This is a genomic window from Pseudomonas sp. MT3 (assembly GCF_054720805.1).
On record NZ_JBTVPY010000006.1, the window covers coordinates 155,534 to 168,564 of the forward strand.

Consider the following 13,031-nt stretch of genomic DNA (forward strand, 5'->3'; position numbering starts at 1 on the left):
ATGGTTGCTCCAGAGGCTGAGGCTCATTGGAAGTCGGTGCTGCCAAGGAATGTTTGGCCGCGACGCTGACAGCAGGAATAGGGGCGCCACAGCGCCCAGGCGTAGGCTTCGTCTTCGGCCTGAACTTGCGGACCGCTGTTGGGGAACACCGCGCACGTCGTCGACAGCGTCGGAGTCAGTTCCTGCCACTTGCCAGTGGTGGCATCGCCCTCGAGGAGCTCGCCGGCGGGCCAATAGCCTTCTTCTGGTGTGGCACGGATGGGCATATACAGATGGGGTTGGCCGTAGCGCGTGGTGACATCGCCTGCTCGCTGAGCGATTACCGCGCCGGCCTTGTAGTCGTCACTCTGGTGCAGGAAGCCACTGCGTGGATAGACACTGCCCCAGAGGTCGCCAGAAAGCATTCCGCCGACCTCCCGCATCCCCGGAGTGAGCGATTCCGGATAGACCGACTCTGGAATGCCGTATCGCCAGGCAATCGTATCCAGCGTGCTGAGCATGTAGGGCATGAAGGGAGTGGTAGCCCCCTTGCATGCGTATCCCGAGGCGCTGGCAAATCTGCTGAAGAGGGAGCCACCTGGGTGGCCGATGACATCTGCCTCCTTGAACTTGATGTTGTTGTTCTCGTTGTTGTGGTTCGTGGTGCCATCGTTACCGGCCTGCGCAGACGCATTGGGCATGCCGAGCGAACTCATCTCAGTCCAGGGGTTGTCGCCGGTGTTGGCGTAAGCAGAGACCACGACGTCAGGGATGTAGTGACGAACCTTGGTGGAGGTTCTGACCTTGCAGCCGTAGGGGGTGCAGAACAGCCAGTAGCAAATCCCAACGACTTTGTACTCGAGGCAGTCGGGGGATAGCGACGAGCTGATGATCGCGGCTGAGTTGATCGCGGCCGACGTGGAGAACGATGCACAGGTAGCGATTGCCGCAGCCAAGAGGCGAACAGGGGAGTTTTTCATCGCGTACCCCTCGCGTGTTCGATAGCCTGCAGGGCTAGGGCAACATTCGGTTGGCCATAGACGACGTACTTGCGGTCGACTACCACTGCAGGCAGCTTCTCGACTCCCACACTCCACGCATCTGTGACGCCTTGCTGTGCCTTGAGCAGGTCCCGCTGGATGCGTGCACCTTCCGGGCCGCTCAGGACCTTCTGTGCAGCTGTAGCGGCTTGTTGAGGGTTGGCCGGAAGCAAGCGCGAAAGCTGCTCCTCGAGGTGCTGCTGTTCATCCAGCTGAATTAGCCGAATGCCGGCGCCTGCAGGCAGGGTGACTGGATGCGCTGAGTCAGTGATGACCCAGGTTTCGGCGTGAGTGGTGCCTGTGGCGATGGCTCCGCAGAGCACCGCTACGGCGCGCCAACGGCCGATTCGTGAGAAGTTGAGCATGGTGCTGCACCTGGTAGTTGGTCAGGTGCAGGAGACCGGAACTGATGGGGGGGGCGCAGCAGGAAATAGTTATCCCAGGGACGGGCATTTTCTTCGTCACCTGGTCGACGTACCTGAGTTCATCTCCTGGTTCGCCAGCCTATCCATCGCAGACAGCAACGTGGCGCCATCTGCTGGGCCTTCAAGTCTCAGGGAGCGCCCGGTTCTGTTGTCGGTGATTTCCAGGGTTGGAGTAGCCTGAATTCCCTTCTGCTGAGCTTCGAAGCGCTCCTGTTCGATCAGTAGGGCTGTTTCGTTGCTGTTTGCACAGAGCTCGAGGTTGACCTTCGAATTGGGGTTGCCGAGTCCCTGTATCGCGAAATCACTGGGAATCCCCTGGCCGTTGCTGCCCGTATGCGTGAGCACCTGGTCTATGGCGCTCCAGAAGGTTGCCGCCCCCCCGAGCTTGCCTGCGCACTGCACGAGCCGAGCTTCGTGCAGTGCTGCACCACCATGTATCTGCAGCGGGAAGTGATGCCATCTGAGGTTCACGTCTGGCTGCTGGCCCACCCACTGTTTCAGCTGAGGTGTATAGGTTCTGCAGTAGGGGCACTCAAGGTCCGCGTACTCCGTGATCGTCCATCTGGCTGTAGGTGAGCCATACAACCAGGGGCCGCTTGGTGCCGATGATGACAATGACCAGGTCTGAGTCAGGAGTACGCCGATGGCGCTGACGAGTAGCCCTAGGGCGCCCCCAATTCCAAGAAGAACGTAGATCGAGCGGATATTACGGTCTCTCATTTCTCTGTCCCCGAAGGGGGCACTGGTGGAATCAGGGATTGCCGGCGAAGGGCCTCGATCAAGGCCTCCTGGGCTTTTTCCGGCAGGGGATGTTGCTGCAGCCACTCGTCCAGGGCGGCCTGGATCTGCGGACCAATATCGCGACGATCCACCGCACGCTCTTTGATCTGCTGCAGCTCATCGATAAGCACGGGGGCGCACACTTCAAGAGTCTGCAGGGCTTCTTGCCCAGGATGTTTGAGCAGCTGGGTCAGGTTTTCGATCAGGTTCTGGGTCAGGGAATTGAGAATTCTCATGCCTGGCGCTCCGCGGCCTTCGCTGTTGCAGAAAATGTGATGGGGTAGGGGGTAATGCCGCGCTTGCGGTCCAGGTCGGCTGATACCTCTAGGGCAGCGCCGAGCTCGTCGCACCCGATGGCCTTCATGATGTCGTAGCGCTGCTTCTTCTCTTCCGGCTCGGTCATTGCGAGCGCGAGATAGAGGCTGGGTGGCACCACACGGAAGAGCAGCTCGATGCGCTTGGCCAGAACGACACCTTCGGTGAACTTGCCGTTCTCTTTCCGGGCCGACAACATCATCGTCTTCTGGGCAGGGGTCAGCTCGCGGAACCGGGCGATCTTCTCGACCTCATCCGGCGGCATATTCAGGCAGATCCACCACTCGATCATGTTGAGCAGGGCAGAGGCCTCGGGGGGCACGTCGTCGACGTTCTGGGTGGCCATCCAGAACCAGGCCCCGAGCTTCCTCCACATTTTCGTAATTTTCACCGCATAAGGCGACAGCAGCGGGACCTTCAACTGGATGTGGCCTTCGTCGGTGAAGAAGATCAGTGGGCGGCCCTTGAATTGGTCGCGCTCAGCGATGTTGTTCACCGTGTTGAGGAGCGAGATGTAGGAGATGGCCATCTGCGCCTGGTAACCCTCCCGAGCGTAGGTTGCCAGGTCGACGATGGTGATATCGGCCTCGGGCCAGGGCGTTCCCTCGCGGTTGAACATTTCGCCTTCCGTGCCCATGCAGAAAATCTGCATGGCCTCAGCCATCTCCATGAAGCGATTTCGACGGCTCTCCGGGATGGATTCATCCGCAGCCATGGCTTTCAGGGCGTCACGCACGTCTTCGGTCAAGACAACCCGGTTCGCCGTCGAGCATGTCGCCGCGGCGTCCAGGATGCACTGGCGGATCGCGCTGCGGTCCGCACGCGTCATCCTGGCGTCCTCGTTAGGCTCGCCGCCGGTGATCATCAAGCGGGCCGTGATCTCCAGTTCACCGAGGATGTCGCGCTGTTCGTCTTCTGTACCGTCCAGGGCGCTTGCCAGGTGCGCGTCGGATGCTTCGAGGTCCTCCGGGTTTAACACCTTCGCCTTGTCGGGTCGTTCCACCAGCTGGATGGCATCGGCAAATGGGGCCAGGCTGACGCCAGAACCTGGAGCGAGGCGGACGCGGTTGACGGTCAAGCCCAGTCGCTTCGCGAACTCGCCTAGCAAGCCGAAGCTATTGCCCGCCTCCACGACAAACAAGCGCGGCCGGTAGACCGCCGTGATTTGGCAGAGGATGTTGGTGGCTGTGGCTGACTTACCGGCACCAGTCGGGCCGAACAGGAACAGGTGAGCGTTCATCTGTCGGTCGAGACGGTTCAAGGGGTCGAAGGTGAGGGGCGCGCCGCCTCGGTTGAACAGCGTGATGCCGGGACGCCCAGTACCAGTGGAACGCCCCCAGATAGGGGCGAGGTTCGCGATGTGCTGGACGAACATCATCTGCACATACCAGTCCATGGCTCGCGACTCATTCGGGTCGAAATTGCAGGGTAGCCAGCGCAGATAGCTGTTGAGCGGTGCGACTTCGTCCTGAGGCTGGACCGGTAGCATGCCGGCGCCCAGAAGGGCGTTGTTCAACTGGGTGGTCCGGGTTTCCAGTTGAGCCCTGTCGGCGCCGCGCAGGTAAAAGGCAACGCTGGCTCGATACATCTTGTGCTTACGCCCCAGGAGTTTCCGGGCCTCTTCAACGTCGGCGCGGGTGTGGGCGGAGGCTTGGGTGTCGCCTACGGCCTTCTTCGACAGCTGTTCCAGGTGCCCTTCCAGCAAGTCCTGCGGCGTGGCCACCATGGTGATGCAGAGGATCGTGTCCTCGGGCAGCCGGTCGAAAAGGGAGTTGAGTGCGTCAGCCTTCTTCGTCTCGCCGGTCAGGTGTCCGGTTTTCGGGGCATCGCGCAGGCGATCGAGCATGACCACTCGATGCGGCATGCCGTCGAATGACCAGAGCCCGGCTTCAATTTGGGACAAGGGTTCCCTGAAGAACAGGTTCTGGGCGAAGTCGGTCCCGCTGGCCAGTGGCAACTCGTCCTCGGGAAGATCATCTGGACGCTGGCACACCAGCTCATAGAAGCGCCTGATGTCTGCGTCGCTGGTACCGAGATGATCGGGGTGAGGGTTGAACCAGTGGATCAGCCATTGGCGGATGGCATGGCCATCCATACGTTTAGCGATCACGCCGGCGTTGGCCAGGGCTCCCTCCAGTCGGTCGCAGATAACAGCCAGGTAGGGGCCGGGAGCCTGGCCGCGTACGACGCCATCCTGTTTGGCGACCCGCCGATACACGACCAGGCGAACCCTCCGATTTTGGCCGCGCCAAGGCAGTTTACTGACGGCCGTATCCTCGAACAGTCCTCCGGGCTTGGAGATCGATTCCAGGTGCCGTTTGAACAGCGACCTATACAGCTCGGTGAATTCGCTGCCAACTGCACTGGGCTTGATGTAGGACCGTAGGGTTTCCTGGTACTCATCCCAGCTCGTCTCGTCCTGGGCGTACAGCTGCAGTACCCAAGGCGAACTTTCCAGCTCTTCGAAACAGTCCTGCAGGGCGTTCTCCAGAGCATCACGCGCTGAGCGCAGCCACGCGGAGTCGCGGCCCTCGGTGCCGATTGGGGTTAGCTCGAAGAAGGCAGCCTGAGAGCGGCCGTCCTCGAGGAGCATTGCTTTCTCCGCCGGCAGAAACTCCACCCACGGCAGCAGGTCGACAAAGGATGGAGCCACATCGTACATGCGGGCTACGTCAGCATCGGTGGCTGGTTTGTCCTTCGGATTGCGCCAGTCGTTGGGTAGCGGAATGCCGAGGCTGGCAAGGCGCTCCAGGTGGCGTTCGGTCGCCGCTTCAATTTCATCAGGGCCAGCAGGTGCTGGCAGCGGGTCCTGCTCTTGGGTCGAGAGATACTCGTCGGAGTGATTGTCGAGTTCGACAACGGGCTCGACCGTCTCTGCCCGGGCTCGTCCACGGAGACGTTCAAAAAGGCCCATCAATATTCCTCCGTTCTTTCGCCAGGCATCGCGTACTGCACCCTTTGGTAAAGTGGGAAGACCGTTGTGTAACCAGGGACCGGCGCTGGATCAGATCCTGCCAAGTGAGGGAACACGTACATGACCAGGTCAGGGTTCGGCAGACGTTTGAACTGGCTGTAGATCTCGTTCTGCGCAGTGCGGGTGAACTCGTCATTGTCGTTCGTCGCTGCTGCCTGCCTTACGTCGATTGGGCGGCGGAGCTCCTGCCGCGCATCCAGCAGCAATCTGCTGCTGGAGCTGCCGCTGCTCCCGGTTGTCCCCTGCTGCCATACATCCATCATGCTGGTATCACCATGGGGGAGCAGCTCGTCCTTGTTGGTTGAGCAGCCACTGCTGAGCATGGCCAGCGCAAGCCAGGCGGCAACGGCCGCCCGGCGCTCAGTCAAGATTTGCGGAAACATGCGAAGCTCCAGCGGTGTAGTCGACCTTGCGGCCCTTGATCTCGTAATCGATCGCCAGTTGCTGATCGAGATGGACGGACACCTTCGCCCCGGGCGGAACGTAGACCGCGGCGAACGCCTCCCCGTACAGCTTGTTCATCCAGGACCGGATATCGCTCACGCCCCCCGACAGGATGCTGCCGATGGCGGAGTTCCCTGAGGTGCCGGTGGTACCGAACGACGTGCCGTTGCTGCTGAACACCGCCGAGTTGCTGCTGTCGTCCGCTTTCAGCAGTTTGGCGACGCCGGCGCCGGCGGCAGTGACCAGCGATTGGTTGGTCAGGTATTCCTTGGCGTTGGAGCGGCGATCGCCGGAGATGCAGGGGATGCCATACGGGTCGCTGATCCAGCCAAGGCCGCCCTGGATGGACTGCTGACCATTTCCGCTGCTGGCCTGGTTGTTGTTCTGGTTGCCGTTCGCCTCCTCGGCCGGAGCGGGGAAAGTTCGCACTGTCCCATCGTTGAATACGAAGGTGAGGCTGCGGATCTGACCGCGCACGCAAGACAGCGTCCAATCGCCGGAAGCAGTACCGGTGGCCACCGCGCCGGCGACGTCGGGCAGCTCGATGCCATTGGCGGTCAGGTTGTCTGGGCCGATCAGTACCTTGAACGGGTACGGATCATTCACGGTCCCGTCGATCGGAACCCTGCCGATCAGCGCTGACATTGCCACCGATCCCATAAGCGTCGAGTTCTGAGGCAGTGTGTACGTCTTCCGGACCTGCTTACGGGCTTCTTGCGGCGATATTTCGCCACCAACGCTGTGAGCGCTGTTGTTGAGGATGTTCTGTCCTCGGTCGGCAGCCTGGCCGAAGCTCGACGGGAAGCTGAAGCTACTGGCGGATTGTCCTGAGCCAGTGGTGAGCGGCTTGCCGCTGGCATCCAAAGCCGTAGCATCCTGGGGTTCAATCCAAACCATGTCCTGTTTGGAGCTGGCGTTGTGCTGGAATGCTTGGCCATCGCCTGGCTGGACGCCGAAGCCGATCGGCAGGTCGCTGCCTGTAGAGTTGGCTCCTCCCATTCCAGACTCGCGCTTGGAAAGGGTATCCATCTGCTTCTGCAGCTTGTCGAGGATGCCTTGGCTCTGTTCCTGGGAGTGCTGTTGCAGTTGCTGTTGGGCGGCGTTGAGGCGTTGATCCACGGTCTGGTTGATGTTGCCCAGGCGGGCCTGCAGCTCCTCGTTCTGTCGTTTGAGCTCGCCGTTATCCTTCAGGGCTTGTGTCATCTGGTCCTTCAGCTGCCGACTTTCCGCGACAACCGTACGAAGGGTGTCACTGGGCGTGTCACCGTCTACACCCAGCGCCTTGGCCTGGCCAGAGCCGATCTTGGGCTTTTCCTCGGGCGTGGCGTCATCGCCTTTGTGTTTGGTAAGGCTCGTGAGTATCACGATGACGAATATGCCGAAGGGGACGGCCAGCCACTTCAGGAGGGGATTACCTTTCAGAGTCGCTGCCACGCTGGCCTCCTTTCGGATCTACCTGGCTGATGGATGCAGGCAACAACGACTCGCGGAGCCCCTTGCCCTGGGTGACCAGGTAGACGGTTGTGGTGTCCGTCGCGTTGCCCCGTGCACCGAGGTAGGGGTGTTGGAAGGTGGCCGCAACGAAGTTGCCCATCAGGTCGCGAGGATCCAGCTTGAGCTGTTGCGAGCTGGTGTTGCGCAGCTTGACTGCGGTCACGTAGAAGCCATCCAGCTTCCAGGCGCCCAGCGCACTTGCTTCCAGCGGCTGTACCGGCAGCAGTGTGCTCAGGTCAATTCGCCGATCGATGCGCACCTGGGCAATACCAGCAACAGGTTCAACAGTACGCAGCGGGGCATACAGCATTTGGGCCGCGTACCGGGTGAGCACTACTGGGGAGGGTGTTTCATGCTGCGGCGCCGGTGGCGCATCCTCTTCTGGCTGCCCAGTACTAGTGGTCGCTGCTGTGCTTTGGGGTTTGGTGTTGGGCGATTGGCCATAACGGGTTGGCGTCGTATCTCCAGCGACAATCTTCACAGGCTCCAGTGCAGGTTGACCGTCCTGTGCCGCGGTGGCCGCGATGTCCACCAGCATGATTTCGCCGTTGGCGACGTTCTGCAGCTGCAGGCGAGAGGGAGCGATGGTCTCGTTGGCGAGCAGGTAGATGGCGCCGCCCGTACTCTGCACTCGAAGCTTCCCGACCAGCTCAGGTTTCATACCCACCCGCACGTTTTGGTCGACGAACACGATCCGCTCCTGGCCGACACGCAGGGGCACCGCGAGGGGGATACGCTCCCATTGCAGTATCTCGACCGCCTGCGCATTGGCAGCAATTAAGAAGGACAGGGCACCGCCCCAGCGAAGCATGATCTTCATTGCTGGCCACCTGGTCCGGTAATGTCGTTGTCGACCTCGATCCGCACCGGATTGCTGGTGTAGCAGTCCCACTGCAGGCCGAAGGGGTTGCGTTCGGGGTCCAGGTCAGCACGAACGATATGGAGGGGATAGCGCGATAGCGCGCGCTTTACGCGCTCTCCGCCGTAGTGCTCGTCGGCTGCAATGTCGAGGTTCACGGTCCAATCGTTAATGGTCTGGACGATGGTGTGCTGCTCATTTTTGTCATCTACACCGCGACCAGGGATTTCAAAGACACCGCGCTCGCGCTTGCGAAGTTCGCCCGCGTTGCGACGTAGCTCGAAGTCCTTCTGCAGGTAAGTCTTGCAGCCGGGAGTGAGGTAGGCATCCAGCCGGTCGATGTTTGCCTGGTAGTCCACTTCGCCATCGCTTGGCCAGCGGTTCATCTGCTGGAAGATGTACAAGGCAAAGCTGTAGACGCTCTCCGGCGGTACATCCCACCATTTACGGGTGCTTCCCGAGCGGAGGTCTGGAGGGACGTGTACGGTCAGGTCCTTCGGTGCTTTCCACCACCCGTATGCGAGTGCCAGGCACACGATGGTCATGAATCCCAGGGCCAGGCGCAGGCTCAGGATGTGCGCCTGCTGGGCGTCCACCTTCTTGCGAAAACTCATGGTTACTCCGTGCGGTGACAGGTCCACGCGCCAGAGCGCGTGATCAGCCCACTGTCACCCCAGAATGGGGCGTATTGGGCGATGTAGAGTTGCACCTGGCGGTAGAACCAGGTGTCGGGTCGGTTGCGCTTCATCTTCCGCAGAATGCGGCTTGCGACGGTCAGCCCCAGCACCCCGCCGACGAGGGCGCCCGCGATGATCAGTGCCAAGTTGCCGGACAGAATCGCGACAGGGATTCCCAGAACAAAGCCGACCGCGCCGCTGAGGAACACGGTGCCCCACATCTCGTCGGCAGTCAGACCGCCCATGATCACGGGCTGTCTGTTGAGATTGGTGGGAAGGAACTTAAGGGTCCCGTCGTCGAGGTGTTGGTCGTCGGCCATGGTTGCAAACCTTCCTCAGAGGATGCCGGTCGCTTTGGTCACCATGAAGATGCCGACACAGATGATGCCGATGCCCACAACGGCGGTAGCGCCCAGATCCCGCCACTTTTTCTTACCGTCGTGAATGTCGTGGTAGACGCCATAGGCGTGCCAGGAGACGCCTAGGATCATCGCGCCGAGAATGATCAGGCCCAGCAGCATGAACCCGTCGTAGCCATAGTTCTGGATGGTCTGCAGCCAGTTCGAACCCTCCCCCCGACTGGGGGCTTGGGCCTGCGGAAGGGCCGCATTGGCGAGCCCGGGCAGAGTCAGCAGGATCATGCTTAGGGTGAATGCACGGGAATAGGGCAGCTTGGACATTGGTGTACTCCGTGAGTTAGCTGAGGACAAAGAAGGTGAGAATCATGAGAAGCAAGATCAGGCGGATGGCAGATGATCCGGCTATCGAACGGTCGAGGTTCTTGGTCGCCCAGCCGCGCCAGATGCTGTAGGCCGCCCAAGCGCCCCACAGCATCGCCAGTGCGACCAGAGCTCCGACGAACAGGGTTGTTGTTGCCTGTGGTGTGAAGCCGCTGGCGGCTTTAAATGCCGCGGACTGCGAGGCGCTCATGCTCATGGCATACGGCCTCCCGTCAGGGTGTAGTTGCCGGTGAGTTCGGCCGGATCTCGGGGCTGAGCGCGACTGGGGGTGAGGTAGTCCTGCAGGCCCTGGCGAATACGCTGGATGTCGCCTGCCAGTCGCTCGTAGTCGAAGTAGTAGCGCTGACCTGGCTCATCGGCGACATGCGCGCTGCGCCTGGCCGAGTCCTCGAGGGCATTCAGCTGACGAATCATGACCTCGATGTTTGCCTGCTCGGACGCATTGGCGGCGTCCGCCAGCGGCGGGAAGCAGATGCATCCGATGACGGCGATGAGCCCATACTGGGCGATTCGGCTGAGAGATGCGGAGGAAGGGCGGCGATGGTTCACGGCTACGCTCTGGCAAGTCGGTTGATGCCAGCTTGCCGGTACCAACCCCTTGCTCGCCGCAAGAAATACTTACTGGGTTCGCGCGGATTTTCTCGAGCCCGTCACGCCTGCGTTTCGCGCTTGAAAAACAGCAGGTAACCCACGGGCATAGCGAAGCCATATGCCCAGCCCTGGGCGTTCTGGTTGCCGATTTGGGTTTCCCCGCGGCACAGCGACTGGACGCTCACAAGCTCCCACCCTTCTGCACCCAGCGGCCCCAGAAGTGCTTGGAATGTGTCGTGCTGCAGCAGCTGCACCAGGTCGGGCTCGAGCGTGACCTCGGTGGATTTAAACAGCACTCCGGTGGTTTGGGTCTTGAAGGGAATGGCGACGTGCTCGATGCGGTGCTCAAAGCGCTTGGAAATCATGATGTGCTCCAGCTGGAATAGGGGGGCCAGTTAGCGGCCACGGGTGGCTGGAACCACAACCAGAAATTCTCAGCAGCACCTGCAGGGAATTTCGGGTCGTAGCTCAGGCCCTCTGCCGCAGGGCTCCGGGAGCACGTGCTTCGACAAATCGCTCCATAATCGCCAGGACCAAGCTGTTGATGGCGAGGATCCGCATGGCGCGGGTCACCGACACATAGAGTAGGTTGAGCTCGTCGTCGCGCCGGCCAGGATCGAGGTCGGGAGAAAGGGGATCGGCTGTGAAGTCCTCGTAGAGCGAGACGAAGTCCCATTCGAGCCCCTTCGCCTTATGCGCGGTGGTCAGCGTCACCGTGGCGTCCAGCTCCTGGTTCTTATCCACCGAGCAGCTGCGCAGTGCCAGGATTCGCTGAGGGAGGTCAGGGTAGGCCGAGATGATTTTTATCGACCGAAGCATTTCGCTGTCTTGGCTGACCTCCGCAATCTCCACGTACTGGCCGTAGTCTCGGTAGTCCCGTAGCAGCTTTTTGTTCTGAACCTGGTCCCGATTTCCTCGGCTGAAGTGGAACAGATCTTCCAGGTCGCGGAGCGAATAGCTGTCGATACCACCTACCCAGTAGAAACGAGGTTTCTCTCGGATGAGGCTGAGGGCATTCTCAATCACACCGATGACGGTGCGATGGATGAAGGCACGATGCGGCAGGTCTGGGGGAAGTGCCTTCTTCACTTGGGTTTTCGCACCTAATCCCTGCAGCTTCCTCGTTTCCCCCTTGTAGGACAGGATCACGTTCGCGACGTGGGCTACTGCCGGGCCGAATCGGAAGCTCTGGGACAGAGAGTGCGTTTCCGCACCCTCCATCCAGGGTGCATCGAGTGCATCCTCGGCGCCACGGAAGCGATATAGCTGCTGGTGGGGATCCCCAACAGCGACTCGCCGTATCTTCTGGATGCGCACAATATCGGCGATCACGGGGTTCACGTCCTGGGCCTCGTCCAGCAGGATGCAGTCGAAGCGCTGGCTCAGGTCAGGTTTACTCAACTGGTACAGCTTCAGGTAACCATCGTGGGGGATCAGCATGCTGGTGTCCTGCAGATCCTTCATTCGCGCCCAGATCGAGCGGGTGGCACCCAGCGCCTGCACGAGATAACGCTCCTGCGCTGTTGTCAGCATCTGCCTGCCCTTGAAACGCGGGAAGTGACCGCGGTCGATCTCGTCATCCGCGCTGGCCATGAAATTGTTGAGAGTGGACAGCACGTCCCTGACCAGCTCCCAGTCTTGGGTATTGAGCGCGCGGGCAATGTCAGTGAGCCGCAGATTCTTGGTCTGTTTGTGGCTGTATTGGGTCCCATAGACGGCGTAGGCCAGGCCGTGTGCGGTCTTACTTACCACGTTTTTTCGAGGGAAGCGGCTGCGCGCCGCCAACTCTACGGAGCTGTTGTAGCAAAGGTAGAGAATACGGAGCTCAGGGTGATGCTGTGCATAGCCAACCAGCGTGGTCGTTTTGCCCGTGCCGGCGAACGCCAAGATCCTGAGCTTGTTGGCTCGCGATCCAATGATGGGCTGTTGCTCTGGAGTCCACTGCATATCGTGCTCCTTAGAGGTACTTCTTGAAGCTGGCAGCTGTGATGCTGACCGAAACACCGAGCAGCGCTGCACAGGGCAGCAGGACCAGGAGAGGGCTGATGCTGATCGGGATGGCGAGATACAGCGTCCAGGGCAGGATCGCCAAGGGAAGCATCGTGCTCCTGGCCTTGTGGTACAGGTAGCTGGATTCCCGGCCGGCGCCGAACTTACGCAGGTCGCGCCGGACCAGTCCGTCGACCAGACCGGTGAAGGCCGCCATGGCGAAGAGCGGGATCGTCAGCACCAGGACCACTGTCCTGACGCAGAAGGTCAGAATTGTGAAGAGTGCGGCCAGGGCATAGGTCTGCACGGTGGACACTCCCTGGGCGGCGAGGTAGCGGACGTCGAATTCCGATCTGGGGCCTGCCTGCGCCACCGAGGACATCCCTTGCATCCAGTCAAAGAGGCCGGTTTTCACGATCAGCCACTCGTAGATCAGGCCCACGATCCATTTCGCCGTGTGGCCGGGTTCCTGGACCAGAACGCTGTGCAGAAGTCCCTGGGACAGCCATCCCAGCTCGTAATTGAGCATTTCCTGGGCATGCTGCCAGCCAGCCTCTGGCCAGAAGAAGTAGAGGCAGAGCCACTCCACTACCACCGCTGCCAGCAACGAGCCGAAGAGCACGCCGGCGAGCTGGAAGGGGAGGCCAATGATCGTACGCAGGAGGGACTCTGGGCGCTCCTGCTGGGTCTGGGCTCGTTCAGCGATTTCAGCCATGGTTCATCT

At 60.8% G+C, this 13,031-nt stretch carries 16 protein-coding genes; all 16 read right to left on the minus strand.

Going from position 1 to position 13,031, the window contains the following annotated elements; all coding sequences use genetic code 11:
- Positions 1-23 precede the first annotated feature (23 nt).
- Positions 24-959 carry a TIGR03756 family integrating conjugative element protein gene (locus ACYCAX_RS08385; protein WP_460247782.1) on the minus strand — a complete coding sequence of 312 codons (936 nt, stop codon included), beginning with the start codon at positions 957-959 and terminating at the stop codon, positions 24-26.
- Complete coding sequence (locus ACYCAX_RS08390) at positions 956-1,384, minus strand: TIGR03757 family integrating conjugative element protein (protein WP_460247783.1); 429 nt, start codon at positions 1,382-1,384, stop codon at positions 956-958. The genes ACYCAX_RS08385 and ACYCAX_RS08390 overlap by 4 nt, the downstream gene beginning before the upstream one ends.
- A gap of 96 nt (positions 1,385-1,480) precedes the next feature.
- Positions 1,481-2,164: a DsbA family protein gene (locus ACYCAX_RS08395; protein ID WP_460247784.1), complete on the minus strand. Its 684-nt coding sequence runs from the start codon at positions 2,162-2,164 to the stop codon at positions 1,481-1,483.
- Positions 2,161-2,460 (minus strand): hypothetical protein, encoded by a 300-nt coding sequence (locus tag ACYCAX_RS08400; protein WP_460247785.1) that lies wholly within the window; start codon positions 2,458-2,460, stop codon positions 2,161-2,163. Before ACYCAX_RS08400 ends, ACYCAX_RS08395 begins: the two co-directional genes overlap by 4 nt.
- Positions 2,457-5,453, minus strand: a complete 2,997-nt coding sequence (locus ACYCAX_RS08405; protein ID WP_460247786.1) for a conjugative transfer ATPase — start codon at positions 5,451-5,453, stop codon at positions 2,457-2,459. The genes ACYCAX_RS08400 and ACYCAX_RS08405 overlap by 4 nt, the downstream gene beginning before the upstream one ends.
- Positions 5,453-5,836: a TIGR03751 family conjugal transfer lipoprotein gene (locus ACYCAX_RS08410; RefSeq protein WP_460247815.1), complete on the minus strand. Its 384-nt coding sequence runs from the start codon at positions 5,834-5,836 to the stop codon at positions 5,453-5,455. The genes ACYCAX_RS08405 and ACYCAX_RS08410 overlap by 1 nt, the downstream gene beginning before the upstream one ends.
- A 37-nt stretch (positions 5,837-5,873) precedes the next feature.
- Positions 5,874-7,379, minus strand: a complete 1,506-nt coding sequence (locus ACYCAX_RS08415; RefSeq protein ID WP_460247816.1) for a TIGR03752 family integrating conjugative element protein — start codon at positions 7,377-7,379, stop codon at positions 5,874-5,876.
- A complete protein-coding gene (locus ACYCAX_RS08420) occupies positions 7,369-8,262 on the minus strand; it encodes a TIGR03749 family integrating conjugative element protein (RefSeq protein ID WP_460247817.1) in 894 nt (297 codons plus the stop codon). The genes ACYCAX_RS08415 and ACYCAX_RS08420 overlap by 11 nt, the downstream gene beginning before the upstream one ends.
- A gap of 5 nt (positions 8,263-8,267) precedes the next feature.
- A complete protein-coding gene (locus tag ACYCAX_RS08425) occupies positions 8,268-8,924 on the minus strand; it encodes a PFL_4703 family integrating conjugative element protein (RefSeq protein WP_043273884.1) in 657 nt (218 codons plus the stop codon).
- 2 nt (positions 8,925-8,926) lie between these two features.
- The gene (locus tag ACYCAX_RS08430; RefSeq protein WP_448682413.1) at positions 8,927-9,307 is read right to left on the minus strand and encodes a TIGR03750 family conjugal transfer protein; all 381 of its coding nucleotides are present in this window, start codon (positions 9,305-9,307) and stop codon (positions 8,927-8,929) included.
- Between the two features lie 15 nt (positions 9,308-9,322).
- Positions 9,323-9,667, minus strand: a complete 345-nt coding sequence (locus ACYCAX_RS08435; RefSeq protein ID WP_448682412.1) for a TIGR03745 family integrating conjugative element membrane protein — start codon at positions 9,665-9,667, stop codon at positions 9,323-9,325.
- 16 nt (positions 9,668-9,683) lie between these two features.
- A complete protein-coding gene (locus tag ACYCAX_RS08440; protein WP_043273886.1) occupies positions 9,684-9,923 on the minus strand; it encodes a TIGR03758 family integrating conjugative element protein in 240 nt (79 codons plus the stop codon).
- Complete coding sequence (locus tag ACYCAX_RS08445; protein ID WP_460247818.1) at positions 9,920-10,237, minus strand: integrative conjugative element protein, RAQPRD family; 318 nt, start codon at positions 10,235-10,237, stop codon at positions 9,920-9,922. Before ACYCAX_RS08445 ends, ACYCAX_RS08440 begins: the two co-directional genes overlap by 4 nt.
- A gap of 140 nt (positions 10,238-10,377) precedes the next feature.
- A complete protein-coding gene (locus ACYCAX_RS08450; protein ID WP_460247787.1) occupies positions 10,378-10,683 on the minus strand; it encodes a hypothetical protein in 306 nt (101 codons plus the stop codon).
- 103 nt (positions 10,684-10,786) lie between these two features.
- Entirely contained in the window at positions 10,787-12,265 is a 1,479-nt protein-coding gene (locus ACYCAX_RS08455) for a UvrD-helicase domain-containing protein (RefSeq protein ID WP_460247788.1), read from the minus strand.
- A gap of 10 nt (positions 12,266-12,275) precedes the next feature.
- Complete coding sequence (locus ACYCAX_RS08460) at positions 12,276-13,022, minus strand: TIGR03747 family integrating conjugative element membrane protein (RefSeq protein ID WP_460247789.1); 747 nt, start codon at positions 13,020-13,022, stop codon at positions 12,276-12,278.
- Positions 13,023-13,031: the final 9 nt, after the last annotated feature.

Bases quoted from the DNA above. Each gene is read 5' to 3' on its own strand.
- ACYCAX_RS08385 (WP_460247782.1), bottom strand. From the start codon at position 959: ATGAAAAACTCCCCTGTTCGCCTCTTGGCTGCGGCAATCGCTACCTGT.
- ACYCAX_RS08390 (WP_460247783.1), bottom strand. From the start codon at position 1,384: ATGCTCAACTTCTCACGAATCGGCCGTTGGCGCGCCGTAGCGGTGCTC.
- ACYCAX_RS08395 (WP_460247784.1), bottom strand. From the start codon at position 2,164: ATGAGAGACCGTAATATCCGCTCGATCTACGTTCTTCTTGGAATTGGG.
- ACYCAX_RS08400 (WP_460247785.1), bottom strand. From the start codon at position 2,460: ATGAGAATTCTCAATTCCCTGACCCAGAACCTGATCGAAAACCTGACC.
- ACYCAX_RS08405 (WP_460247786.1), bottom strand. From the start codon at position 5,453: ATGGGCCTTTTTGAACGTCTCCGTGGACGAGCCCGGGCAGAGACGGTC.
- ACYCAX_RS08410 (WP_460247815.1), bottom strand. From the start codon at position 5,836: ATGCTCAGCAGTGGCTGCTCAACCAACAAGGACGAGCTGCTCCCCCAT.
- ACYCAX_RS08420 (WP_460247817.1), bottom strand. From the start codon at position 8,262: ATGCTTCGCTGGGGCGGTGCCCTGTCCTTCTTAATTGCTGCCAATGCG.
- ACYCAX_RS08425 (WP_043273884.1), bottom strand. From the start codon at position 8,924: ATGAGTTTTCGCAAGAAGGTGGACGCCCAGCAGGCGCACATCCTGAGC.
- ACYCAX_RS08430 (WP_448682413.1), bottom strand. From the start codon at position 9,307: ATGGCCGACGACCAACACCTCGACGACGGGACCCTTAAGTTCCTTCCC.
- ACYCAX_RS08435 (WP_448682412.1), bottom strand. From the start codon at position 9,667: ATGTCCAAGCTGCCCTATTCCCGTGCATTCACCCTAAGCATGATCCTG.
- ACYCAX_RS08440 (WP_043273886.1), bottom strand. From the start codon at position 9,923: ATGAGCATGAGCGCCTCGCAGTCCGCGGCATTTAAAGCCGCCAGCGGC.
- ACYCAX_RS08450 (WP_460247787.1), bottom strand. From the start codon at position 10,683: ATGATTTCCAAGCGCTTTGAGCACCGCATCGAGCACGTCGCCATTCCC.
- ACYCAX_RS08455 (WP_460247788.1), bottom strand. From the start codon at position 12,265: ATGCAGTGGACTCCAGAGCAACAGCCCATCATTGGATCGCGAGCCAAC.
- ACYCAX_RS08460 (WP_460247789.1), bottom strand. From the start codon at position 13,022: ATGGCTGAAATCGCTGAACGAGCCCAGACCCAGCAGGAGCGCCCAGAG.